The organism is Haloleucobacter albus, assembly GCF_052492075.1.
In genome coordinates, this window is the sequence record NZ_JBQWAS010000021.1 from 115,967 (window position 1) to 139,645 (window position 23,679).

The 23,679-nt window shown below is 63.0% G+C and carries 19 protein-coding genes; 8 read left to right on the forward strand and 11 right to left on the reverse strand.

Annotated elements, in window-relative coordinates; all coding sequences use genetic code 11:
- Window positions 1–16 precede the first annotated feature (16 nt).
- From pstC to ACT6QH_RS05025, 3 genes are all read right to left on the reverse strand, one after another.
- A complete protein-coding gene (gene pstC, locus ACT6QH_RS05015; RefSeq protein WP_444973715.1) occupies window positions 17–994 on the reverse strand; it encodes a phosphate ABC transporter permease subunit PstC in 978 nt (325 codons plus the stop codon).
- Window positions 995–1,513: 519 nt separating this feature from the next.
- Window positions 1,514–2,554, reverse strand: coding sequence for a phosphate ABC transporter substrate-binding protein PstS (pstS, locus tag ACT6QH_RS05020; protein WP_444973716.1), 1,041 nt, complete (start codon window positions 2,552–2,554; stop codon window positions 1,514–1,516).
- Window positions 2,555–2,698: 144 nt separating this feature from the next.
- Window positions 2,699–3,916: an ATP-binding protein gene (locus ACT6QH_RS05025; protein WP_444973717.1), complete on the reverse strand. Its 1,218-nt coding sequence runs from the start codon at window positions 3,914–3,916 to the stop codon at window positions 2,699–2,701.
- Between the two features lie 920 nt (window positions 3,917–4,836).
- Between ACT6QH_RS05025 and ACT6QH_RS05030 the strand changes: the two genes are divergently transcribed.
- Window positions 4,837–5,487, forward strand: coding sequence for a hypothetical protein (locus ACT6QH_RS05030; protein ID WP_444973718.1), 651 nt, complete (start codon window positions 4,837–4,839; stop codon window positions 5,485–5,487).
- A gap of 109 nt (window positions 5,488–5,596) precedes the next feature.
- Here ACT6QH_RS05030 and ACT6QH_RS05035 read toward each other — a convergent pair whose 3' ends face one another.
- Window positions 5,597–6,742 carry a putative bifunctional lysylphosphatidylglycerol flippase/synthetase gene (locus tag ACT6QH_RS05035; RefSeq protein ID WP_444973719.1) on the reverse strand — a complete coding sequence of 382 codons (1,146 nt, stop codon included), beginning with the start codon at window positions 6,740–6,742 and terminating at the stop codon, window positions 5,597–5,599.
- 421 nt (window positions 6,743–7,163) lie between these two features.
- Between ACT6QH_RS05035 and trmD the strand changes: the two genes are divergently transcribed.
- Together trmD and rplS are read left to right on the forward strand one after the other, a co-directional pair.
- Window positions 7,164–7,889, forward strand: a complete 726-nt coding sequence (gene trmD / locus ACT6QH_RS05040; RefSeq protein WP_444973720.1) for a tRNA (guanosine(37)-N1)-methyltransferase TrmD — start codon at window positions 7,164–7,166, stop codon at window positions 7,887–7,889.
- A 161-nt stretch (window positions 7,890–8,050) separates the two neighbouring features.
- Complete coding sequence (gene rplS, locus ACT6QH_RS05045; protein WP_444973721.1) at window positions 8,051–8,482, forward strand: 50S ribosomal protein L19; 432 nt, start codon at window positions 8,051–8,053, stop codon at window positions 8,480–8,482.
- Between the two features lie 341 nt (window positions 8,483–8,823).
- Here rplS and ACT6QH_RS05050 read toward each other — a convergent pair whose 3' ends face one another.
- The 3 genes from ACT6QH_RS05050 to ACT6QH_RS05060 form a co-directional block, all read right to left on the reverse strand.
- Entirely contained in the window at window positions 8,824–9,708 is an 885-nt protein-coding gene (locus ACT6QH_RS05050) for a hypothetical protein (RefSeq protein WP_444973722.1), read from the reverse strand.
- 114 nt (window positions 9,709–9,822) lie between these two features.
- Window positions 9,823–10,743, reverse strand: coding sequence for a hypothetical protein (locus tag ACT6QH_RS05055; protein ID WP_444973723.1), 921 nt, complete (start codon window positions 10,741–10,743; stop codon window positions 9,823–9,825).
- 9 nt (window positions 10,744–10,752) lie between these two features.
- Window positions 10,753–12,567 (reverse strand): ArnT family glycosyltransferase, encoded by a 1,815-nt coding sequence (locus tag ACT6QH_RS05060; RefSeq protein ID WP_444973796.1) that lies wholly within the window; start codon window positions 12,565–12,567, stop codon window positions 10,753–10,755.
- 291 nt (window positions 12,568–12,858) lie between these two features.
- Between ACT6QH_RS05060 and ACT6QH_RS05065 the strand changes: the two genes are divergently transcribed.
- Entirely contained in the window at window positions 12,859–13,719 is an 861-nt protein-coding gene (locus ACT6QH_RS05065) for an acid phosphatase (protein WP_444973724.1), read from the forward strand.
- 379 nt (window positions 13,720–14,098) lie between these two features.
- Here the strand turns inward: ACT6QH_RS05065 and ACT6QH_RS05070 are convergent, their stop codons facing one another.
- Window positions 14,099–14,794 carry a pirin family protein gene (locus tag ACT6QH_RS05070; protein ID WP_444973725.1) on the reverse strand — a complete coding sequence of 232 codons (696 nt, stop codon included), beginning with the start codon at window positions 14,792–14,794 and terminating at the stop codon, window positions 14,099–14,101.
- 128 nt (window positions 14,795–14,922) lie between these two features.
- On the opposite strand from ACT6QH_RS05070, the gene ACT6QH_RS05075 reads away from it, so the two are divergent.
- Window positions 14,923–15,846, forward strand: a complete 924-nt coding sequence (locus ACT6QH_RS05075) for a LysR family transcriptional regulator (protein ID WP_444973726.1) — start codon at window positions 14,923–14,925, stop codon at window positions 15,844–15,846.
- 17 nt (window positions 15,847–15,863) lie between these two features.
- Here the strand turns inward: ACT6QH_RS05075 and ACT6QH_RS05080 are convergent, their stop codons facing one another.
- Window positions 15,864–17,060, reverse strand: a complete 1,197-nt coding sequence (locus tag ACT6QH_RS05080; RefSeq protein ID WP_444973727.1) for a PA0069 family radical SAM protein — start codon at window positions 17,058–17,060, stop codon at window positions 15,864–15,866.
- A 425-nt stretch (window positions 17,061–17,485) separates the two neighbouring features.
- Between ACT6QH_RS05080 and ACT6QH_RS05085 the strand changes: the two genes are divergently transcribed.
- The 3 genes from ACT6QH_RS05085 to ACT6QH_RS05095 are packed head-to-tail and all read left to right on the forward strand — an operon-like array spanning window position 17,486 to window position 20,509.
- Complete coding sequence (locus tag ACT6QH_RS05085; RefSeq protein WP_444973728.1) at window positions 17,486–18,637, forward strand: Re/Si-specific NAD(P)(+) transhydrogenase subunit alpha; 1,152 nt, start codon at window positions 17,486–17,488, stop codon at window positions 18,635–18,637.
- Window positions 18,634–19,092, forward strand: a complete 459-nt coding sequence (locus ACT6QH_RS05090) for a proton-translocating transhydrogenase family protein (protein ID WP_444973729.1) — start codon at window positions 18,634–18,636, stop codon at window positions 19,090–19,092. The genes ACT6QH_RS05085 and ACT6QH_RS05090 overlap by 4 nt, the downstream gene beginning before the upstream one ends.
- Window positions 19,093–19,102: 10 nt before the next feature.
- Window positions 19,103–20,509 (forward strand): NAD(P)(+) transhydrogenase (Re/Si-specific) subunit beta, encoded by a 1,407-nt coding sequence (locus tag ACT6QH_RS05095; protein ID WP_444973730.1) that lies wholly within the window; start codon window positions 19,103–19,105, stop codon window positions 20,507–20,509.
- 168 nt (window positions 20,510–20,677) lie between these two features.
- Here ACT6QH_RS05095 and trpS read toward each other — a convergent pair whose 3' ends face one another.
- Both trpS and murJ read right to left on the reverse strand, forming a co-directional pair.
- Window positions 20,678–21,715, reverse strand: a complete 1,038-nt coding sequence (gene trpS / locus ACT6QH_RS05100) for a tryptophan--tRNA ligase (RefSeq protein ID WP_444973731.1) — start codon at window positions 21,713–21,715, stop codon at window positions 20,678–20,680.
- A gap of 321 nt (window positions 21,716–22,036) precedes the next feature.
- Window positions 22,037–23,653, reverse strand: coding sequence for a murein biosynthesis integral membrane protein MurJ (gene murJ / locus ACT6QH_RS05105; RefSeq protein WP_444973732.1), 1,617 nt, complete (start codon window positions 23,651–23,653; stop codon window positions 22,037–22,039).
- Between the last annotated feature and the right edge of the window lie 26 nt (window positions 23,654–23,679).

A 23,679-nucleotide genomic window follows, 5' to 3' on the forward strand; every position in this document is an offset into this window, starting at 1 on the left:
TGCGTGCCTTTCCCGATCAATCCATCCGCGAGCGCACGAGCGCCCGGGACAAAGCCAGCACGATGAAGGAAATCACGAACAGGATGAAGCCCAGCTCCAGAAGCGAAGTGAGCTTCAGCGAGCCCAGCGGTGCTTCGGGAAATTCGTTCGCGATAGTGGAAGCGATGGTGGCACCCGGCGCAAACAGGGAAGCGGAAAGGCGCGTGGCGTTACCGATCACGAAGGTCACCGCCATGGTTTCACCCAGCGCACGACCCAGACCCAGCATCACCGCGCCCACCATGGCTGTACGACCATAGGGCACCGAAACATTCTTGTAGACTTCATAAGTGGTGCAACCCACGCCGTAAGCTGACTCTTTCAGCATGGTCGGCACGGATTCCAGTGTCTCCACGAACATGGAGGTAATATAGGGCAGGATCATCACAGCCAGAATGAGGCCCGCAGTCAGCATACCCGAACCCAGCGGCGGCCCCTCGAACAGAAGGCCAATCAGCGGCAGTTCACCCAATGTGGCAATCAGCGGCGGCTGCACATAGGTCGCCATCAGCGGAACGATGACGAAAAAGCCCCACATACCGAAGATGATGGAGGGCACGGCGGCCAGAAGCTGCACCGCCACGGAAATGGGCTGCTTGAGCTTGGGCGGCGCGATCTCCGTGAGGAAGAAGGCGATACCGAAGGACAGAGGCAGCGCCACGACAACGGCGATGATGGCACTGAAGACCGTGCCGTAAATCATCACCAGCGCGCCGTACTGATCCTTCACAGGGTTCCAGGACGCTGTCCAGATGAAGTCCAACCCAAAATGCTGAAGGGCCGGAAGACCGCCCTTGAACAGCTCTGAGATGATCAGCCCCAGCAGGATGAGAACAAAAATGCCACTTGCCCACAACAAGCCCACAAAAATGGGATCTGCGAGCGCACCGCGCTTTTTTGCCAGATGGATGGGTTGGCCCCCACCCCCCTTCAAGCCGTCCACCGTCGCGTCCATCGGATGCCAACCCCTCGCGCGCCACCAAGATTGTGGCTGATTTTACAATCGCCGCGGCTGCATACCGCGACAGAATTCCTGAAGACGCCGCTCCAGCGCGCGCCCACCCCGGTTCATCTCCGCAGATCACGCCAGATGCGTGCTGCGTCAATTCCCGATCTTCGTAGCTGTTTTGCCATACCCTCGCGCACGGAACGCGAATTGGAACGCCAACCGGCACACCACTGGCGCACCCTGTCTCGGCGTTTCTCCCTTGCGGCCCACTCTCCATCTACAGACAGGAGCTGTGCCATGCCCGCTTTGCGGTGCTGTCTTCTGCGACGCTTGATGCGTCTTCAGAGTATGGACCCGACCGAGAGGCCGGAATCACACGTCAATATCGTGCCTTTGCCACCAGACATACCCGGCCTGAGGTCACAAGGCTTTTACCATCAACCTCAAGGCCCGCCCTTCCACAGATATGAAAGGGCGGGCGCTCGAAACTTCAGCGGCTCGATTGAACCACCAAGAGCATCAAGCTCAGAGAACCGGCTTTCCGTCCGGGCCCTTCACTTCAGACTTCCAGGCATCTTCGATGCGCTTCACGACAGATTCCGGCAGCGGAATGTAGTGCAGCTTCTCGGCGACATCGGAACCTTCCTTGGTGAAGGCCCAGGTGAAGAAGTTCATCACTTCGCGAGAGGCTTCAACGTTGGTCGGGTTGGTCGGCAGCAGCACATAGGTGGGGCTGACGATCGGCCAGGCATTCGCGCCGGCGGTGTTGATCATGGACGCGGCGAAGTTCTTCGCATTGTCCCAATCAGCGGCAGCGGCGGCTTCGACGAAGTTCGGCACATCCGGCTTCACGAAGTTGCCAGCCTTGTTCTGCAGCTGGGTCACAACCAGATCGTTCGCGGAAGCGTAGATATATTCCACGTAACCGATGGCGCCCTTCAGGTTCTTGACGTTGGAGGCAATGCCTTCATTGCCCTTGGCGCCAGAGCCGGCCGGCCACTGCACGGAGGTGGCAGCGCCCACTTCGTCGTCCCACTTCTTGCTCACGGAGCTGAGGTAGGAGGTGAAGATGAAGGAGGTGCCGGAAGCATCCGAACGATACACCGGGATGATGGCCTGATCGGGCAGCTCGATATTGGGATTGAGCTCGGCGATCGCCTTGTCATTCCACTTCTTGATGTTGCCCAGATAGATGTCCGCCAGCACCGGGCCGGTCAGCTTCAGGTCACCGCTCTTGATACCATCCAGATTGAAGGTGGCAACCACAGCACCGATGACGGTGGGGAACTGGAGCAGCTTGTTGGCTTCCAGCTTGCTTTCGTCCATCGGCTTATCGGAAGCGCCGAAATCAACCGTACGGTTGATGATCTGGTTCTGGCCGCCGCCGGAACCGATGGACTGGTAGTTCAGGGCATTGCCCGACTTGGCCTTATAAGCCGCGCCCCAGCTCTGATAAACCGGCGCAGGGAAGGACGCGCCAGCGCCGTTGAAATCGGTCGCGGAAGCCGCACCCGTGAACATGGTGCCGGCAACGGCAATGGCGCCGAAAGTGGTGGTGAACTTCACGTTCTCTCTCCTAGCCTGTTTCAATGCTGTCTGACGACCCTTGCCGTGCTGCAACAATCGAGCGCCGGACTCTTAGTCCGTGTGCGCTCCCCTTCTATGACGCGGACGCGACAGTTGAATGACGGAACAACGTACTGATTTACCTCAACAATTACCTTCATCCGGCAAAATATCGAGTCGGAAGGCAAAGGTTGCCCCTTCATCCGGCACGCTTTCGATGTTCATTCTCCCCCGATGGCGCGCCACAATGTGCTTCACAATCGCCAGTCCGAGGCCGGTACCGCCCTGCCCACGACTGGCCGCGACATCCACCCGGTAGAAGCGCTCTGTCAGGCGCGGCAGGTGCTCCGGGGGAATGCCGGGCCCGTAGTCCCGCACACTCACCACCGCGACCTGTCCCGATCCGCTGTCCTCCCGTACCAGACGGACAGTGACTCGCTTGCCGCTGGCCCCGTATTTGAGGCCATTTTCCACCAGATTCTCGAGCAGACGGATCAATTCGTCACGATCGCCCCGCACACGCACAGGGCCGCTGGCACCCTCACACTCCACACTCACCCCCCGCTCTTCCGCAAGCGGAGAGAGCGTGTCACAGACATGGGAGAGAATGTCATTGAGGTCCACCACCGTCTCGGGCTGCACATGAGCATGCAGCTCAATACGTGAGAGCGACAGCAGATCATCAATCAGCCGCGACATGCGCGTCGCCTGCGCCGCCATGATGCCCAGAAAACGCTCTTGTGCCGGCGCATCATTTCGGGCTGGACCCTGCAAGGTTTCGATAAAACCGGAAAGCGAGGCCAGCGGCGTGCGCAACTCATGGCTGGCATTGGCCACAAAATCGGCCCGCATCTGTTCCACCCGCCGCTGCTGGGTCAAATCCCTCAGGATCAGCAGAACCGCATCCGGCCTCCTGCCGGTTGCCGGCGCTTTAGGGCCCGCATCCAGCTGCAATGGCACCACATGCGCCTCCAGCCAGCGATCCAGCGGCACGCGCTCGGCAAACTCCACCCGAAGCTGAGCCCCATCCGCAGCCGCAACACGCACCGCATCCAGCACTTCCGGCACACGCACCAGATAGGAAAGAGGATCTCCCGGCCGTACCGGGCCAAGCGCCAGAGGCACACGGGCATTGGCGATTATCACCTCACCTCTTGGCGTCAGCAGCAAAGCAGGTTCTGGCAAGGCCGCCACCAGCGCCTCCACGCGGGCATCATGGGCAGCAGGAGGCTGCGGAGGCATAGCCACCGCCCGAGCGGCGACAGGTGTGCGGCCCCCCGGCCACAGCACCGGAACAGCAGCCAGAATGATGATGGCGCAGGCCAGCCAGAGCTGAACCCCGCCCACAAACCACCCCGCCATGCACAAGACCACCAACATGCTCAACCATAGCCAGCCTGGCCGATGGTTCGCCCCCAGCCGCGCCAGCTTGCCAAGCCAGGGAAGAGGCCGCGCGACAGCATGCTTCCCGGCACCCTCCCCGGCTTGCGCCCCCTCTGCACCACCTGCTTGTGCGCCATCTGCCCTTGAGGTTTCCGCCAAGGCGGCAAACTGGACATCGTGCGGAAGCGGGAGCTCTGCATCAGATCCCTCTGACTGGCCCGCCCTTGCGCCCTTGCGCTCAAGACGCAGCGGAGCTTCTTCCCGCCCCTGCTCCGCTCTGACATCTGTCACCCTGTTCCGGCCCGACATCTTCTGCTGCGCCCTGCTCTGTTGCGGTTTGTTATTGTGCGCCCTGTTCGGCTGCGCCCGGCATCCCTCTGGCATGGCTGCCTCCCTGCACCACCATGACCCCATGTTTGCGCGCAAGGCACGAACAGCCCCTCAGCGCCCTTCGGCCCTGTTTGTGGCAGATCTTGCTTAGGACGAAAAACGCGGCTGCGCCCGGCGCGAATCCAAGCGCACAAGATCGGACATGGACGCGAAGACTTTACGACACCAGAGGGTTTCGACGATAAGAGGACGGATATACACGCAAAATACAACTTTAGAGTGTAAAGAAAGTATAAACTGTAGCCGTGCCAGAATCAGGCTTCCAAGGTTCAGATCACCTCCAAGGGTCAGATCACCTGCAAATGACGTGGCCCACCAGCCCAGCTCTCTCCCACTCTTCCGCCTGCCTTGCCTTCCGCCCGGCCGATGAAGGACGCCCCATGAGCCAGTCTTGCGCCCAGCCAGCACCCTCTCTCCAAACCCAGCCTCGCACGACGCCGCGTACTCTTGGGGCCATCACGTGCATTGGAGCGATCACGTGCATTGCTTCTCTCGCCCTCAGCCTGCTCATGCCCTCCACGGCTCAGGCGCAGAATGCGAGGGCTAAGGATGATCTGGCGACAGATGCCGCCATTCTGAACCTGCCATCAGAGCCTCTGCCCCTGCCAACGGGCGATTTTGCCGTGAAGGCCCGCTCCATGCGCGGATCTGATATGGATATGGCCTATCATGAAGGCATGCTTCTGGTGCATGTGCGCCCCCCGAACAAGGACATTCAGATGACCGGCATCATCAAGCTCAAGGCGGGCAGAATGGTGATGTTGATGCCCAACCTGCCGAATATGGCTCTGGAAATGGCATTGCCGCCGCAATATGCCGTCACGGCCCTGAAGGGCACCGGCAAGAAACTCGGCGCCTCGGAAGTCGCGGGCGAAGTCTGCCATCTCTGGCTACTGGACAAGGCGAAGGCCGGGCGCACCATTTCTTGCATCACACCAGACGGCATCGCCTTGCGCACCCAGATGGAAAACAAGGGTGCCGTACGCACGGTCTATGAAGTGACGCAGCTGACCCGCGCCCCGCAGGACCCGAGCCAGTTTGAAATTTCAGAAGATGTGAAGCTGATAAAGGTTTCCAGAGAGACACTGGGCGGCCTCTCCAGCCTGCCCGGTATCGGACGCCTGCTTTCCAATGGCCTGCCAGCCCTCAGCCCGGACTGAAGCGTCCTGCCAATCACGGGGCGGAGCACACAGGCGCGCATGTTCCGCCCATCAGATGACGCTCGGGCATCCCCTCACGCCAATATCCGGCAAATTCCACCCCTGAAGTTCACCCCCGCCCGGATGCGGAAGCAGGCCCTCTCGCCTTGCTGCTCCCGACCTTCACCCGCGGCGAGGCCGGGGTAGCGACAGATGAGGCCCCCTCCTCAGCCATCGTCATCTCAGCCGAAGGCCCTTCAGCGCGCCTGTCTTCCTCGCTCACACCTTCGCGCCCACCCTTGCCCAGTCTGCGACTGCCAAGGCGCGCCTCGCGGATACCCAGAATGACAAGAGCCAGCGCAAAAGGCACGATATAGTAGAACAGGCGAAACAGAAGCAGCGCCCCCACCATCTCATTCTTGTCAAACTGGGGCAGCGCGACCAGCAGTGCGGCATCAAACACGCCAATGCCCCCTGGCGCATGGCTGGCGAAGCCCAGCAACGTGGCGGTGATGAAGATGACAGCCAGAGAGATCGGGTCGATATAGGGCTCTCCGGGCATCAGCATATACATGGCTGCTGCGCACAGGCTGAGATCCAGAATACCGATGCCGATCTGCATCAGGGTGGAGCGGCCCGCCGGAAGACGCACGAACCATGACGAGCGACCAATATCGCGCGGCGCCATGGAGACCCAGATCACATAACCCACCAGTCCCACCAGCGCAGCGATGCCGATGAGACGATTGATATAAGCCGGCAGATGATCCACCGCCGAGGCTGCCTCGGGATGAATGGTGATGCCCAGCCCCAGCACGGCGATATTGCCAAGCCAGAAGGTGAGCCCGGCGATGAAGCACACCTTGGCGACATCAATGGCACCAAGCCCCCAGGCCGAATAAATGCGGTAGCGCACGGAACCGCCGGTAAAGACGGTGAAGCCCACATTATGCCCCACCGAATAGGAGCAGAAGCCGGCCATGGCAGCGACACGATAGGGCACCGGCTTGTGAATGGTGTGCAGGGCGAACCAGTCATACAGGGTCAGCGTGGCATAGGCGCACCCTACCAGCACGAAGGCCAGAGCGACATGCAGCGGGTCCTTGGCGGCCATGGCCCGGCCAACATCCTCAAAGCTGAGGTCGTGCAGCATGCGATAGAGCACCACCGCAGCAAAGGCGATGATGACAAGAGTCAGCACAAGGCCAAGCCCATGCAGCCCCACCTTGTCACGCAGAAAAGCCCAGACTCGGGAGACACCTGACCGAACAGACATACTGATTCGTTACCCCCGTCTGAGAAAGGTGCCAGTTCCGAGCATGGCTCAGGACCGCACAATGTTCATGCCAGATGAAGCCGACATGACCAGACACGCCGCATGCACAACAGGCCGCAACACTCATAACGGCAGTGGCCTTCCACCACCACCCCACGCCAGCCTCTGCGACACATGGAATGAAACTTTTGTTGAATCAGACATGATCGCCCAACAGCCTGTGCCAACGATCTGCCTGAATGCCCTCTCATCGCACCCGGCCGGGACCAAAAGATGGCATGACGCAAGGGAATACAGAAGCAACACAAAAAAATGAAGACAGCTCAGCTCCCCGGCGGATTTGACCTTCCGCCCGGCCTGCGTCATGCCTGCCCCCTCTACACCCACCTTTGCCGCCCCCCGCAATGAGCGCATCTGAAACATGACATTCAAGGCCAGCGTCCTCACCCTTTATCCGGAGATGTTTCCCGGCCCGCTGGGCCATGCACTGGCTGGCAAGGGGCTGCAACGCGGACTGTGGGCGCTGGATGCCGTGCAGATTCGCGACCACGCCACAGACAAGCACCGCTCGGTGGATGATACCCCTGCAGGCGGCGGCCCCGGTATGGTGATGCGTGCGGATGTTTTGGCCCGAGCCATTGATGCCGTTTCCCCGCCGGATGATCCTCGTCCGCGCCTGCTGATGACCCCGCGCGGACGCCCTTTGACACAGGCCCGCGTGCGCGAACTGGCGGCCGGGCCCGGCGCTGTCATTCTGTGCGGGCGGTTCGAGGGGGTGGATGAACGCATCATTCCGGCCCGCAATCTGGAAGAGATCTGCGTGGGTGATGTGGTGCTTTCAGGCGGAGAGGCAGCGGCCCTGTTGTTGCTGGATGCCTGCGTGCGCCTTATTCCCGGTGTGATGGGCAAGCTGGAAAGCGGCACGGACGAGAGTTTCTCGCACAATCTGCTGGAATATCCGCAATATACCCGCCCACAACTGTTCGAGGGCGCGCCCGTGCCGGAGGTGCTCACCAGCGGCAATCATGCCCGCATCCGCGCCTGGCGTCAGGCTGAAGCGGAAGCCGTGACTCGCGCCCGCCGGCCCGACTTGCTGACGCAAGAGGTAGCATCGCACAGCAACACCCCCGAACAGGCAGAAGACTGAGCCTGTTTTCAACCCGATACAGCCCACCGTCATGGAAAAGACATGACAAATGCGCCCATCTCATGTATGGAGCCGCGTCCCCTTAACTTACAACGACACGATGGGGCGCCGGGCAGACCGGACAGTCTGCACCTGCCGGCGGCTCCTAGAGGTTGGCGACAATGAACATCATTCAGACCCTTGAGGCCGAACAGGCTGCCAAGCTTGCCGAAAAGCGCCCGATTCCCGAGTTCCAGCCCGGTGATACCGTGATTGTGAACGTGAAGGTCGTGGAAGGCACCCGCTCCCGCGTGCAGGCCTATGAAGGCGTTGTGATTGCCCGTTCCGGCGGTGGCCTCAATGAGAGCTTCACCGTCCGCAAGATTTCCTATGGCGAAGGTGTGGAGCGCGTGTTCCCCCTCTACTCGCAGATGATCGACTCCATCAAGGTCGTGCGTCGCGGTAAGGTCCGTCGCGCGAAGCTCTATTACCTGCGGGACCGTCGCGGCAAGTCCGCACGTATCGCCGAGCGTCAGGACCGTAACGCCGGTGGCAAGAAGGCCAAGGCTGCTGCTGCGGCCGCTGCCGCCGCCGCTGCTGCTCCCGCCGAGTGAGACTGAACAGCCGGGCTGCACCCTTGCGTGTGCGCCCCGCTTCCATACTGCTGAAGCGCCGCCGGTTTCCGGCGGCGTTTTTTTATGCCCATGCGCCATGACCGGAATAAAATGACTGGGATGAGCATGAAAGAAGAGCGGGCACCTGAACAACAGACCCAGCCCAAAGTTGCCCGAAGCCCGAAACCGCGCGGCAACAGCCCGCCCCAGCGCCGTAATAATCGCCGGCTGTGATGCAACACGCCCGATGCCCCGGTGAGCCATCACATCAGCTTTTCCAGCCCAAAGTGACCACACAATATCTGACGGCAGAGAGCCCGCGCCCCGTCAGGCCTGCTCCTTCAGCCTTCGGCGGGCTTCACATCCACCAGGGATGCCAGAAGCCCTTCCGGATCAGCATCATAAACCTGCCGCATCAGGGAAAGGGCCGTCACGCCGCCACGATAGCTGGCTCCGCCCACATGCAGCCAGCCATTCACCAGCATCTTGGGTTCGCTGTAAGAGCCATCCGGCTGAGGCACGCGCACGGTGCGCACCTTGGGCCAGGCCATCTCCTTGCGGTTCATATGACGATACAGCGCATACCAGTTGCGCCCGCCCGTATCCGTCGCCAATAACCTGTCCGGTCCGAAATCGAGACTTTTTCCGGCGATCGCCCGATCAAACACCGCAAAGCCCGGCCACAGATACCACGCATCCGTGCGCGCGCTGGGGCGATACAGCCCGTAAGCCGGCTGATGTGCCACCAGAGCGGAAAAATCCACCGGCGCCAGCGGAATCAGGTCGTGGTCCAGAAAGGCAAAAGTTCGGGGCCGCACCTTGCGGATGATATTGTGAAACACCCAATTGGCCGCCGCCGCATGAGAACGGGCCGACCGCACCCGCACGAAAGGGGCCTGCGGCAGAGAGAGATAAAGCACGCCCCGCTGTTTTGCGATCTCTGACAGGGCAGCCCGCGCCTCCGGCTCGCTGGAATTGTCACAGATCAGGAAGGGTGTATCCGGCGCACACCGCGCCATGGCTTCGGCGAGAAAATCCACCGCCTCCGGTACATTATAGGCAATGGTCAGCGCCAGCGGGCGTTCACGCCGGGCCTGAAGCTGCGCCACCATCTCGGCCTGCCCCGGCGCTGAAACCGCCCAATAGGCCCTGTCCAGCACCATGTAACGGGCATGGTTGAGCCAGTGCAGCCCCGGCACGGATGCTACCAGACCACCCAGACTCATGCCGTTCCGCCTCTGCCCCATCGTGCTTCCTTTCGGCCGGGCAACATGATGCCCCGCAGCCTATTCCTCTTGCCGGAAAAACCCGCCAGGCCGAAAGCCCTGCCAGAGACCGGCCTATTGCGCAGTTTTCTTGTTCCGGCCTTTTCCGCGCCCCTGCGGCACCGGCTCCAGCGCGGCCAGCAAGCCTTCCGGGTTTGCTGCATAGGCGCGCTGCACGCTGGCGAAAGCGCCCTCACCGCCATGGCCCGCGCCACCGGCATGCAGCCAGCCATCTACCAGCAGATAATGTGCCCGGTCTCCGGTCAAAGGGTCCCGCACATACATGGGGGCCATGGGTGCTGTACACGCGGCCTGATCCAGATTGCGATACAGCACAGACCAGTTCTGCCCACCCGTATCCAGCCCCAGCGGCGTATCCGTGCCGAAATCCAGCGGCAGATGCCCGACCGATCGGAAATCAAACACGGAATAGCCCGGCCACAGATACCACGCCTTTCCGTGCGTACGCACCATGCCATAACAGGGGGTGGCGGCCACACGCGCACACAGATCCACAGGCTGCAATGGCAACAGATCGTGATCCAGCAGCGCAAAGACCCGCGGCGCGGCGGGACGAATGAGATTATGAAAAATCCAGTTCAGCGCCACGGCATGAGAGCGCGAGCCATTTCGCCCGACCTGATAGGGCGAAATCGGCATATCGCAATAAGCCACACCGCGCGCCGCACAGGCCGCCGCAATCGCCTGCCGCGCCTCTGCGCGACTGGAATTGTCACACACCACCAAGAGTGTTTCCGGCAGAAAGCGGGCCATGGCGTCCATCAGCAGCTCAACAGCTTCCGGCATGTTGAAGGCCACGGTGAAGGCCATTGCGCCCTCATGCCCGCTCAAACGCGCCACCAGCTCGGCCTGGCCCGGCGCAAGACGACGGCGATAGATACGATCCACCGTGCGGTTGCGCGCCCGCCGCAAATATTGAAACAGCGGCGCGCCCCTCAACCACTCCTGCGCATTATAATCACGAAGCTCCCGCATGGCCCGGCCTCAGCGCGCCGAAGCCGGAGAGGCTTTTTCCCCGGAAGGGCGACCATTCACCGGCGCGGCAGCGGGCGTTCCCGTTTCAGCCTCACCTTCCGCATGATGCCCCACTCCGCTTGCGGCCGGAGACGCCGCGCTGTCGGGCTCTCCTTCCAGCTCATCCAGAGAGGGCATATCCGGCCATTTCACATCATCTTCCGAGCCCGAAGGCAGCGCCGGATGGGCGGATTTCGCCGGATGCGTCAGCCGGTAAAGCCGCGCTTCACCACGTCCATCCCCGCGGGGGAAGGTGGTGAGCAGTTCAAAATGATCGGGGAAGCGGGAAAGAACCTCGCTCACCTCCGCATGGATTGTGCCCTGTCGGGATTCCGGGGCGGTATCTATGGCCAGATAGCCTGGGGCCATGGCCTCCAGCCCGGCCAGAAGATCCTGCGGATCAGGATAAAGCGGCGCCCCGGATGCCGGCCCCCGGCCCGGCACTGCTAGCATGCTGCTGGCGGGCAGCGCGAAATTCTGTACCGTCCTGTCCTGCTGGGCCATGGCTGCTATCAGCGCGTTCTCCCCACGCGGATCGGCCACCACAAGCACGGATGTGGGCGCGCCGGCGCTACGGGCCAGAACGGCCTCTGCCAGCTCATCCATGGCGTTTCCGGCCTTGTGCAGGGGCTCCAATATGCCGGGCAGCGCCAGCAGCAGCAGGGCCAGCGCCGTGCCCAGCCCCACAATGGTGGGCCAGCCGGAGATGACCAGCCCTGCAAAACGCACCAACCCATAAGTCGCCAGCATCATAGCCGGAGCAATCAGCGGCAGAATGGCGCCATCCTCAATCCCCAGCGGCAAGATGCACAGCACCGCCCCGGCCGAAACCGCGAGCGCCGCCATGGCCACCATAATTTCGGCGCGCGGCTTGCGCCGCCAGCCATCAAGCACAGCGAAAATGATGCCGATTCCGGCGAAGGCCACCAGAACCACCCCCAGCGCCACCAGCAGGGCATGGCCATAGGCATAGCTCGCCAGCGCCATGAAGGCGGTGCCGAAATGCGATGGGAAAACTGCTGAAACCATGGGATAGGTGCCGATGGTCCACGGCCCGGCCAGCACCAGAATGATGAGCAACGCCAGCCAGAAGCCCCGCCGGCGCACCAGTTCAAAGCGACCGGAGAACAGCAGGCTCACCAGTGGCAGGGCCAGCAGAAAGACCCCCGTGCCCTTGGTAAGAATGGCCGCGCTGGCCAGAAGAGCGAAGGGCACCGCCCCGCGCGCGCCATCGCTGGCCATGAAGCGGGCCCAGGCCAGCCCCGCCCACAGGGCGAACAGCGCCAGCGGCAGATCCAGCCCCACAATGATCGTCGCCTCGCGGATGGAGGGCATCGCCAGCAGCGCGACAGAAGCCGCAGCGCCCGGCAGAGGGCCCAGCACCCGCCCGGTGGCCCAGCCTGCGCTGACCATGAGCAGCGCCGACAACACCGCCGGCAACAACAGAACCGCCGGGGTGGACGGCCCCAGCACCGAAACCCACGCCCCTTCCAGCACATAATAAAGAGGCGGCCAGATGCCGATGACGACGCGCGGAAAATGCAGCGCATAATCGGCAATGAAGGCCAAAGGCGCAGGCAGGCCGCTGGCCAGATAATCAGCCACCATGAAGCCCGTCACCACATGGCCGGCCTCGCTGGCGCGGGTGGCGGCGAATTCAGCGCCATAGGCCCCCGAAGCCCGCTGAAGCGCCACGATGATGGATGTCATCAATGCGCCCAGAATCAGGAAACCCAGAACCCGCAGCGATCTGGCTCCTGGCCCGTCCTCATCATGTTGATGCACCAAGGTGCGCCTCCGCCTCATTGCCTTTTAGCCTGTTTTCCGGCCCGACTCCGCCCTGCGGAACCCGGCATATGGAAAAGATGGCTGCGCCTGCTGCGGAACCTTCTAAAAGGAGAGCAAGGCAACGTCCATGCCCGATCACATTCAGTCCCTCCCGAACAGGGCCCCAGCCGGATCACCCCGCCGGATTTTCTGATTTTTCAGCCTCCGCAGACTGTGCAGCCCCCCGGCTTGCCACCAGAATGGCCCGGAATGGCCCTGCGTATCATCCGGCAAAAAGGAGATAGGAACATGACGTTTCGGTTCTTGCGCGCGGCCTTGCCACATCGGCGGCCAGCCCTTCTGCCCTTTGTACTTCTCACCTTCGCCATGGCTGCCGACGTCATGGCTGCCGAGCCACGCGCCGATGTGCCTCTGCGCGCATCCGGCCTGCCGGAAGGCTACCTGAAGAAGGGGGAGCTGCCGAACAGCGCCCTTCTTCTGCCGCCCCCGCCTGTGGAAAGCTCTCCCGCCGCCCGCCAGAATGCACAGATGCACCAGCGCGCACAGGCCCTGCGTGGTTCAGACCGCTGGGCGCTGGCGGCGCGCGATGCCAATCTGCAAGATGGCGGACCCATGGATGCCTTCGCCTGCGCCCTTGGCGTGCGGGTGGATGCCACGCGCACGCCCCGCCTCTACCAGTTGCTCTATCGCACCCAGCGCGATGCCTCCCGCTCCACTGAGGCCGCAAAGAAGAAATATCGCTTCGCCCGCCCGTTCGTGGCCCTTGATGAAACCACCTGTACGCCGGAGCGTGACGAGCATATTCGCGCGGAGGGTTCCTATCCCTCCGGCCATGCCGCCACGGGCTGGGCGCTGGCACTGGTCCTGACGGAACTGGCTCCGGAAAGGACCGACGCCCTGCTGGCGCGTGGCCGCGCTTATGGCGAAAGCCGCATGATCTGCAATGCCCACTGGCAAACGGATGTGCTGCAAGGCCGGGTCATGGCTTCAGCCACGGTAGCCCGCCTTCATGCCGAAGCCGATTTCCGCGAAGATCTCCGCCTCTCCCGCGCCGAGCTGGATGCCCTGCGTCAGCACGACCTCAGCCCACCCCCGAACTGCGAGGCCGAAGCCAGAACTTTGGCCCGTGGCATTCCCGGTGCGCTGTGAACCGCCCCCATCGCGAACCACAAGCAGACCCGCCTCCGCAAATTGATGCCTTCAGAGATTTTCTATTGTCTTCCAGCATGTTGGAGAGAGGCAACCGATATGCCCCACCGCGCCGCATCGGCCCGGACTTGATATGCGCACATGAAGGGCCCTTGCCTCAGATGCTCCAGAGGCTTAAGGGGCCAGCCGTCGCTCCCCTCGCGGGAGCGTGGGTTGAAAGGGTCCGGGTGAAAACTGGTGGCCCCCTCAAAGTCGCTCCCCACACGGGCTCGTCAGTCATATCGGCCCAGAACCAGCCCCAACCAGCTCTGCCCGCACACAGCTCCAGCCATGTGCGGGCGTTTTTTGTCTGGCAACCAAGACCGGTGCCCGGCCTGTTTCAGAGCGTATCCACCAGCACCAGTTCGCTGTCGGCCAAAGCCTTGACAGTGAACTGTTCCAGATCCGCAATAGCCACGCCATCACGGGCGGCGGCCTTTACGCCATCCACCTCGATCTCACCTGTGGCGGCGACCAGATACCCCTTGCGCGCCGCCCCCAAAGGATAGGTTACACTCTCGCCAGCCTTCAGCGTTGCACCCAGCACCCGCGCCTCGGTGCGAATAGGCAGGGCTTCAGCATCATCATAGCCCGAGGCCAGCACCACGAAACGGCCGGAGCGATCCCCCTTCGGGAAGGGCTTGGTGCCCCAGCCGGGCTCATCGCCCTGCCTGGTCGGCAAAATCCAGATCTGAAACAGGCGCGTGGGCACGTCTTCCTTGTTGTATTCGGCGTGCACAATGCCCGTGCCGGCCGACATGACCTGCACATCGCCCGCCGCCGTGCGGCCCTGATTGCCCAGGCTATCCTCATGGCTGATCGCCCCCTCGCGCACATAGGTGATAATTTCCATGTCGCGATGCGGGTGGGGTGGAAAGCCGGTATGGGGGGCGATCCAGTCATCATTCCACACCCGCAGATTGCCCCAGTGCATGCGGTTGGGATCGAAATAACTGGCGAAGCTGAAATGATGCCTGGCATCCAGCCAGCCATGGTGTGCGCTGCCGATACGGCTGAAAGGGCGCAGTTCGATCATCACCCGTCTCCTGATCTTGTGCGACGCGCCTGAACCGGTGCGTCCTGTCTGGCGTGAAGATGGGGCTTGCCTGCTTTTAATGATAGATGGATAATTTTACCTGTATTATTCAGGAAAATAGAAAAGTTATGTCCACCCCAGGCACGCCCACCTTCGAGCAATTGCGCACCTTTCTGGCCGTAGTGGAGGCAGGCAGCTTTGCCGGAGCGGCCCGGCAGATGCACAGGGCTGTATCGGCCGTCAGCTATGCCATCGCCAATCTGGAGATGCAGCTTGGCCTCACCCTGTTCGAGCGTGAAGGCACCCGCAAGCCGCGCCTCACCCCGGCTGGCCGCGCGGTGCTGGCGGAGGCGCGCGCCATCACACAGGGCATGGATGGGCTGCGCGCCCGCGTGAAGGGTTTGCTGGATGGCATGGAGGCAGAGGTGGACCTCGCCGTAGATGTGATGCTTCCCGCCGAAACTCTGGGCCGGGTGCTGCGCGGCTTTGCCCGCGCCTGCCCCACGGTGGCGTTGCGCCTGCATGTGGAGGCGCTGGGCGCAGTCAACGCCATGGTGCTGGATGGACAAGCCGCTATCGGCATTTCGGGCCCGCTGGCGGGTGGGGTGGATGAGCTTGAACGAGTGGCTGCCGGTTCTGTCATCATGGCTCCGGTGGCCGCACCGGATCATCCTCTGGCACGGATGGACCCTATTGCGCCGGGCGCCGCGCGCGACCATGTGCAACTGGTGCTGACGGACCGCTCCCGCTTTACCGAGGGGCGCGATTTCGCCGTGCTCAGCCCGCGCACATGGCGGCTGGCAGATCTGGGCGCGAAACACGCCCTGCTGCGGCAGGGCATCGGTTGGGGCAACATGCCCCTGCCTCTTGTGCAGCCGGATCTGGTGGCTGGCACATTGCGCCGCCTGCATATGCCGGATCAGCCTGCCGGCACCTATCGCTTCTTCGGCATCTGGCGGCGCGATACCCCACCCGGCCCCGGCGCGGGATGGTTGCTGGAACAGTTCGCCACACTGGGCCGGGAGGTACCCCCCACCTTGCCGGATCTCTGAATGCTTGAGGCAGGTTCTCAATCAAACAGGGACAACTGTTCCCCCGGCTGGCCAGATGGGCGATGGAAAAGCTCAGTGGTCAATTTCAACCCTCGCCCCTGCAAGCCCAGCCGCCGGGCGGCGATCTCGAATCTCCGGCCGATGGTCCAGGCATAAGGGCCTTCCCCGCGCATGCGCTTGCCGAAGGTGGGGTCATAATCGCGCCCGCCCTGCATCTGCCGCACCAGCGAGAGCACATGGCGGGCCTTGTCTGGAAAATGCGCCACCAGCCATTCGCGAAACAGATCCGCCACCTCCAGCGGCAGGCGCAGCGTGACATAACCGGCCTCGCGCGCGCCAGCCTCTTTGGCAGCCTCCAGAATGCGCTCGATTTCCATATCGTTGAGGGCCGGGATCAAAGGTGCCGTCAGCACCACCACGCGAATACCCGCCGCTGAAAGCCGACGCATGGCCGCAAGCCGACGCTGCGGACTGGCGGCGCGCGGCTCCATCAGCCGCGAGAGTTTCGGGTCCAGCGTGGTCATGGAGATGGCCACCTTCACCAACCCCTTTTCCGCCATGGGGGCGAGAATATCAATATCACGCTCCACCAGGCCGGATTTGGTGACAAGACCCACCGGATGCCCGAATTCCGCCAGCACCTCCAGAATACGGCGCGTCAACTCATACTGGCGTTCAATCGGCTGGTAACAATCAGTGTTGGAACCAAGGGCGATCACCTTCGGCTTGTAGCGCGGGCTGGAAAGCTCCCGCCGCAACAGCTCCGGCGCATCCGGCTTGATGAACAGACGGGTCTCGAAATCCAGCCCGGCGGAAAGCCCCTGCCAGGCATGGCTTGGCCGGGCGTAACAATAGATGCAGCCATGTTCACAGCCGCGATAGGGGTTGATGGAGCGATCAAACCCCACATCCGGGGATGTATTGCGGGTGATGATGGATCGTGCCCGCTCCTCCCCCACCTCGGTTCGGAAGGGCGGCAGATCCTCAAGGCTCTGCCAACCATCGTCAAAAGCCTCATGGGTCGTGGGCTCAAATCGGCCAGCGACATTGGAAACCGCCCCCCGCCCACGCCGACGCTCCGGCGAAACCGCCACCCCACAAGGCGTTTGCGCACACCCAGCCCCCTGTTCTTCCGGTATGCCACCGGGCATGGCCGGGCTGGCAGGCCCGCCGGGGGGCGGATGGGAAAGACCGGAGTGAGGATGAGCAATCATCCATCCTGCCTATCACCCTAAAACGAACAAAACAAGAACAAATAGATTGCAACCCATGATACAGGGTGCGGTGCAAACTCAAAGCACCGCTCTGCTGTTGCCAGATTTCGGGTGGTCAGCTATGCCCAAAAGGGAGGGCATGACGTATGGGGGAGAAAATGAACGCAACTGCGATCATTGAACAAGGCTGTGCCGGGCGGGTTTGCGCCTCTCTGGCACGAAAACGCACGCGCCGTTTTGCCGCGGCCCGCAAGGTCTTCACACACCGGCTGGCCGTATCTTCCGTTCGCGGATGCAGCAGCACCGGAGCCGCCCTTTCCGACAACGAATCGTTCTGCCTCCTCTGACCCTCAGGGCCGGGCGCTCCGCAGCTTTGCCTGAGGAGCCTCCGCCAGAAGGGTTCTGGAGCACTGGAGACAACCCAGATGAAAATCGCTGTCCCCGCCGAGACGGACCTCGGCGAACCGCGAGTCGGCGCAACTCCGGATACCGTAAAGCGCCTGATCGGCCTTGGCGCCGATATTGCCGTAGAGACTGGCGCAGGTGTTCAATCCGGCATCCTTGATTCCGATTACAGCGCTGTGGGCGCCACCATCGCCGCTTCGGCGAGCGAAGCGCTCTCGGGCGCGGACGTGGTACTCAAAGTTCGCCGTCCAACGGAAGCCGAACTTTCGTTGTATGCGCCCGGCATGCTGGTTCTGGCCATCATGGACCCGCATGGCCATGAAGCCGCGCTGGAAGCCATGGCCAAGGTCGGCGTCAGCGCCTTCGCCATGGAGCTGATGCCCCGCATCACCCGTGCGCAGGTGATGGACGTTCTGTCCTCGCAGGCCAATCTTGCCGGCTATCGCGCCGTGATCGACGCCTCCGCAGAGTTCGGACGCGCTTTGCCCCAGATGATGACCGCCGCCGGCACCGTGCCCGCCGGACGTGTCTTCGTGATGGGCGCTGGCGTTGCCGGCCTTCAGGCCATCGCCACCGCCCGCAGACTGGGCGCGATCGTCACCGCGACGGACGTGCGCCCGGCCGCGAAGGAACAGGTCGCCTCTCTGGGCGCAAAGTTCATCGCTGTGGAAGATGAAGAGTTCAAGCAGGCCGAAAGCGCCACCGGCTATGCCAAGCCGATGTCCGCCGAATATCAGGCCAAGCAGGCCGCTTTGGTGGCCGACCACATCAAGAAGCAGGACATCGTCATCACCACCGCCCTCATTCCCGGCCGGCCCGCGCCGCGCCTGGTGACGGCGGAGATGGTGGCCTCCATGCGTCCCGGCTCCATCATCGTGGATCTCGCGGTGGAGCGTGGCGGCAATGTGGAAGGCGCATTGCCTGGTGAAGTGGTGGATATCAACGGCGTGAAGATTGTCGGCCATCTCAATGTGCCCGGCCGCCTCGCCGCCTCTGCCTCGCCGCTCTATGCGAAGAATCTCTACAACTTCTTCGAAACCATGGTGGACAAGGACGCCAAGGCCCTCGCCGTCAAATGGGACGACGAGCTGGTGAAGGCCACACTCCTCACCCGTGACGGCGCTGTCGTGCACCCGAATTTCGCTCCGAAGACTGAGGGAGCTGCTCAATGACCCCTGCTTCTGCCAATCCCGCGGCGCAACATGCCGCAGAACAGGCGCGTGTGGCGGCCGAGGTGGCCCGCCAGGCCGCTGATGCCGCGCAGGCCTATGCCGATCAGGCGGCTTCCGCCCTTGGTGCGGCGGCCCATGCCGCCACCGGCGGCGCGATCGACCCCTTCGTCTTCCGTCTCGCGATTTTCGTGCTGGCGGTGTTCGTGGGTTACTATGTGGTGTGGTCGGTGACGCCCGCCCTGCATACGCCGCTGATGAGCGTGACCAACGCCATCTCCTCCGTGATCGTGGTGGGCGCGCTGCTCGCCGTCGGCGTGCCGACCATTGTGGACACCGGCCATGCCTGGTGGGCCCGCATTTTCGGCTTTCTCGCCCTCATCCTTGCATCGGTGAACATTTTCGGCGGGTTCCTTGTGACCAGCCGCATGCTCGCCATGTACTCGAAGAAGAAGTGAGGCGCGGGACATGAACGCCAATCTCGCAGCCCTGCTCTATCTCGTTTCGGGCATTCTGTTCATTCTGGCCCTGCGGGGCCTGTCCCACCCCACCACCTCACGACAGGGCAACCTGTTCGGCATGGTGGGTATGGCCATCGCCATTCTCACCACGCTGGCCCTGCAACCCCCATCCGACGCCATCGGCTGGGTGCTGGTGATTGCCGGCATCGCCATTGGCGGCGGCATCGGTGCCGTGGTGGCCAAGCGCATCGCCATGACGGCCATGCCCCAGCTTGTTGCAGCCTTCCACTCTCTGGTGGGTCTTGCGGCGGTGCTGGTGGCGGCGGCCGCCCTCTATGCGCCGCGCGCTTTCGGTATTGGTGATCCGGGCCACCTGCATCCGGCCAGCCTGGTTGAAATGTCCCTGGGTGTGGCCATCGGCGCCATCACCTTCACCGGCTCCATCATCGCCTTCGCCAAGCTCAATGGAAACATGAGCGGCAAGCCGATCATGCTGCCCATGCGCCACTGGATCAATGCGGGACTCGCCCTGCTGCTGATCGTGCTCATCATCGCCTTCGTGATGACGGGTTCCATCGCGCTGTTCTGGATCATCACCATCCTGTCGCTGGTCCTGGGCGGGCTGCTCATCATCCCCATTGGCGGCGCGGACATGCCTGTCGTGGTGTCGATGCTGAACTCCTACTCCGGCTGGGCGGCGGCTGGCATCGGCTTCACGCTGGGCAACACCGCGCTCATCATCACCGGCGCGCTGGTGGGCTCCTCGGGTGCGATCCTGTCCTACATCATGTGCAAGGGTATGAACCGCTCCTTCATCTCCGTCATCCTCGGCGGCTTCGGCGGCGATGCCGCGGCAGCCGGTCCGGGTGGCAGCGCTGAAGCCCGCCCGGTGAAGCAGGGTTCGGCAGATGATGCGGCCTATATCATGCGCAATTCCGGCAAGGTCATCATCGTGCCGGGCTATGGCATGGCGGTGGCCCAGGCCCAGCATGCCCTGCGCGAAATGTCCGACTTCCTGAAGGAAGAGGGCGTGGAGGTGAAATACGCCATCCACCCCGTCGCCGGCCGTATGCCCGGGCACATGAATGTGCTGCTGGCCGAAGCGCAGGTGCCTTATGATGAAGTGTTCGAGCTGGAGGACATCAACTCCGAGTTCGCTCAGGCGGATGTCGCCTTCGTCATCGGCGCCAATGACGTGACCAACCCGGCGGCCAAGACCGACCCGCAGTCTCCCATCTTCGGCATGCCGATCCTCGATGTGGAGAAGGCGAAGACCGTGCTCTTCATCAAGCGCGGCATGTCGGCCGGTTATGCCGGCGTGGAGAACGAGCTGTTCTTCAAGGACAACACAATGATGCTCTTTGGCGACGCCAAGAAGGTGACCGAGGACATCGTGAAGGCCTTCGGTCACTGAGATCGCGTCTTCAGGCTGAACGCCTCTGCACATTTTGCGGCCGGCCCTTTCGGGGGCCGGCCGTTTTCGTTCCGGGGGCCGAGCTTCTCTCTCCTCCTCCCATCCCGCATTAAAAAAGCCGCCGGACATCGCCCGGCGGCTTTTCCTGTCATGAAGGCCCGTGCTGCCTCAGCCGCGCACGAGACCGATAATATCCTTCACATCACGAATGGTCTGATCCGCGATCACCCGCGCCCGGTCCGCGCCATCGGAGAGGATGGCGTCGATGGAAGCCGGATCGTCCATCAAGCGCTTCATCTCGCCACCAATGGGGCCCAGCTTCTCAACCGCCAGCTCCACCAGCGCCGCCTTGAAAGCGGAGAATTGTGCCCCGCCGAAATCACGCAGCACATCTTCCTTCGCCCCATCGGAGAGAGCCGCGAAAATCCCCACCAGATTATCTGCCTCGGGCCGCCCCTTCAGACCTTCCAGCTCGGAGGGCAGCGGCTCGGGGTCCGTCTTGGCCTTGCGCACCTTGGTGGCAATGGCGTCGGCATCATCCGCCAGATTGATGCGGGAATTATCGGAAGCATCCGACTTGGACATCTTCTTGGAGCCATCACGCAGGCTCATCACCCGCGTGGCGGGGCCGGCGATCAGCGGCTCCGTCATGGGGAAATAGCCATCCTCATGGCCATTGGCCGCAATGGTGCGAGCATAATCATTGTTGAACTTCTGCGCGATGTCGCGCGTCAACTCCAGATGCTGCTTCTGGTCCTCGCCCACCGGCACATGGGTGGCGCGATAGAGCAGAATATCCGCCGCCATCAGCGTAGGATAGGCGAACAGGCCCACAGAGGCATTCTCGCGGTCCTTGCCGGCCTTTTCCTTGAACTGGGTCATACGGTTGAGCCAGCCCATGCGGGCCACGCAGTTCAGCACCCAAGCCAGTTCGGCATGGCCGGAAACCTGACTCTGGTTGAACACGATATTGGCCTTGGGGTCGATACCGCAGGCGATGAACGCCGCCGTGACCTCGCGGATATGGCGCTTGAGGTCTTCCGGCTCCTGCCAGATGGTGATGGCGTGCAGATCCACCACGCAATAAATGCACTCGCGACCTTTCTGCAAATCCACGAAGCGCTTGATGGCACCGAGATAATTGCCGAGGTGCAGATTGCCCGTAGGCTGCACGCCGGAGAAAATGCGTTCCGCGACCGCCGCCATGGCGACCTCCTGAAGGGCCGCAACCGGCCCGGCCTGTGCCGGCGGGCCATGCGACCCGCCCGCATTTTGCAATCCATGAAGGCCCGCAACCGCGCCGCCTTCCATCGAAACCTTGCCTCAAGCCCATCCACCCGCCGCATGTCGGCCAGATGGCTCTCGCATCCACCGGCTGGCAGAGCCGGCGCAAACTGAAGGGTCGGCTGCGTCATGCCACCGTGAAAGATGGGATGCAAGGCCGCAGCCGCCGCGCAGGCATGAAAGCCGGCGCTGAAACCCGTAGGAAAACCCCGCACGGGCACGGTTCAGGAGCACCGCAAGACCCTATCGCGGAAAGCGCAAGACCCCGCGCAGCATCAAAAGCGAAAGCCCATAGACGGCCATACCACCTCCAATCAGGAGGGCCAGTCGGGGTGCGCCGGCAAGGCCGGGAGCAGCCATGGCCAGCGTGAGCCTCTCCAGCGCCATCACGGCAAGGGCCATCAGCAGGCAGGCCACAACAAGACCAACCAGCCACAACAAGGCGCGCCCGTTCAGCCGCAGATGACCAGCGCGCCATAACAGCACCAAAAGCCCGATACTGGAAAACAGGGCCGAGCCCACCACCGCTCCGGCCACAATCTCCGGCGGCACCAAAATGGCCGGTACCTGCGCCATGCGCCCGGCCATCTGCATGCCCAGCCCGGCCAGAAGACACAGCAGAAGAGAGAGCAGCGCCAGTTTTTCCGCCCTGCGCATCAGGCCCGCGGCGGCTGCGGTAACGCTCAGCACCCGCTCCAGCCCCTGCAACGGTAGGGAGAGCGCCAGAACGGCCAGGAAAAGGGCCGTCACCTGCGTATCCTGCGCCGTGAAGCTACCACGCTGGAACAGGGTGGCGACGATGGGCTGCGCCAGCACGGCCAGCCCGGTCGCCGCCGGCAGGGCAAAAGCCAGCGCCGCCAGAACAGCGGATGCGGCTGGCCCCTCCCCCCGTGCGCGCTCCTGCTGCAACAGCGCCGGCAGCAACACCGCCCCGGCGCTCGCCCCCACAAGCCCCAGCGGCAGATCCATCAGGCGCTGGGCGTAATTCAGGGCCGCCACAGCGCCATCCGTGCCGGAAACGAGTGCGGCCACAATCATCAGGCGAAACTGGCTGAGCCCTGCGAACAGCAAGGCGGGAAGAGATGTGCGCAGAATGCCGGCCGCCTTGCGCAGCATGGCGAAGGATGGCGCAGCCGCCTCCACCTTGTCTCTTCTGAAAAGCCCTCCGAAACCCGGCGCAGCGTCACAGCCACGGGCCGCCCACAGCATCAGCGCAAGCTGGCTGACGCCCGCCGCCACCGTTGCCGCAGCAATGGCCAGCGCCGCCGTATCGCTCTCCATCAGACCACGCCACAGCAGAACGCCGATCACCGCCAGAACGGTCACATTCGCAGCCATGGGCGCAAGAGCCGGCAACAGCACCCGGCGCGCGCCATTGGCAATACCGCCATAGATTGCGGAGATCCCCGCCAGAGGCAGATACAAAAGCGCAATGCGCCCGCACCAGATGGCGATATCCGCCCGCGGCCCATCCGCCCGGAAACCGGGAGCGAGCACGCCAATCAGTTGCGGCATGAAAAACGCCCCGAGCAGCGCCGCCAGCGCAAGTGCCCCCGCCAGAACCAGCAGAGTGGCCCGCGCCAGACGGGCCGGCTCTGCCCCTTCCTGTGTGAGAGCCGGCAGAAAGGCGAGATTGAAGGCCCCTTCAGCCAGCAGCCGCCGCGCCACCAGAGGAAGAGACAGCGCCGCCGTCAGCGCATCCGCCACCGGCCCGGCCCCCAGCACCGCCGCCGTTGCGGCATCGCGAACAAAGCCCAGCAGGCGAGAGCCCAGCGTGGCCGCAGATACGATGGTGCTGCGTGTCCGCAAGGCGGAATCCTGCGCGGATATGGCCGGATTGGTAGAAGGGCGTGAAACCATATTTCCGCCTATGCCCGCTCGCATCT

What these genes read in the sequence shown, in the direction of transcription:
- pstC (WP_444973715.1), bottom strand. Translation starts at nt 994, where the DNA reads ATGGACGCGACGGTGGACGGCTTGAAGGGGGGTGGGGGCCAACCCATC.
- ACT6QH_RS05025 (WP_444973717.1), bottom strand. Translation starts at nt 3,916, where the DNA reads ATGGCGGGGTGGTTTGTGGGCGGGGTTCAGCTCTGGCTGGCCTGCGCC.
- ACT6QH_RS05030 (WP_444973718.1), top strand. Translation starts at nt 4,837, where the DNA reads ATGCCCTCCACGGCTCAGGCGCAGAATGCGAGGGCTAAGGATGATCTG.
- ACT6QH_RS05035 (WP_444973719.1), bottom strand. Translation starts at nt 6,742, where the DNA reads ATGTCTGTTCGGTCAGGTGTCTCCCGAGTCTGGGCTTTTCTGCGTGAC.
- trmD (WP_444973720.1), top strand. Translation starts at nt 7,164, where the DNA reads ATGACATTCAAGGCCAGCGTCCTCACCCTTTATCCGGAGATGTTTCCC.
- rplS (WP_444973721.1), top strand. Translation starts at nt 8,051, where the DNA reads ATGAACATCATTCAGACCCTTGAGGCCGAACAGGCTGCCAAGCTTGCC.
- ACT6QH_RS05050 (WP_444973722.1), bottom strand. Translation starts at nt 9,708, where the DNA reads ATGAGTCTGGGTGGTCTGGTAGCATCCGTGCCGGGGCTGCACTGGCTC.
- ACT6QH_RS05055 (WP_444973723.1), bottom strand. Translation starts at nt 10,743, where the DNA reads ATGCGGGAGCTTCGTGATTATAATGCGCAGGAGTGGTTGAGGGGCGCG.
- ACT6QH_RS05065 (WP_444973724.1), top strand. Translation starts at nt 12,859, where the DNA reads ATGACGTTTCGGTTCTTGCGCGCGGCCTTGCCACATCGGCGGCCAGCC.
- ACT6QH_RS05070 (WP_444973725.1), bottom strand. Translation starts at nt 14,794, where the DNA reads ATGATCGAACTGCGCCCTTTCAGCCGTATCGGCAGCGCACACCATGGC.
- ACT6QH_RS05075 (WP_444973726.1), top strand. Translation starts at nt 14,923, where the DNA reads ATGTCCACCCCAGGCACGCCCACCTTCGAGCAATTGCGCACCTTTCTG.
- ACT6QH_RS05080 (WP_444973727.1), bottom strand. Translation starts at nt 17,060, where the DNA reads ATGATTGCTCATCCTCACTCCGGTCTTTCCCATCCGCCCCCCGGCGGG.
- ACT6QH_RS05085 (WP_444973728.1), top strand. Translation starts at nt 17,486, where the DNA reads ATGAAAATCGCTGTCCCCGCCGAGACGGACCTCGGCGAACCGCGAGTC.
- ACT6QH_RS05090 (WP_444973729.1), top strand. Translation starts at nt 18,634, where the DNA reads ATGACCCCTGCTTCTGCCAATCCCGCGGCGCAACATGCCGCAGAACAG.
- ACT6QH_RS05095 (WP_444973730.1), top strand. Translation starts at nt 19,103, where the DNA reads ATGAACGCCAATCTCGCAGCCCTGCTCTATCTCGTTTCGGGCATTCTG.
- trpS (WP_444973731.1), bottom strand. Translation starts at nt 21,715, where the DNA reads ATGGCGGCGGTCGCGGAACGCATTTTCTCCGGCGTGCAGCCTACGGGC.
- murJ (WP_444973732.1), bottom strand. Translation starts at nt 23,653, where the DNA reads ATGGTTTCACGCCCTTCTACCAATCCGGCCATATCCGCGCAGGATTCC.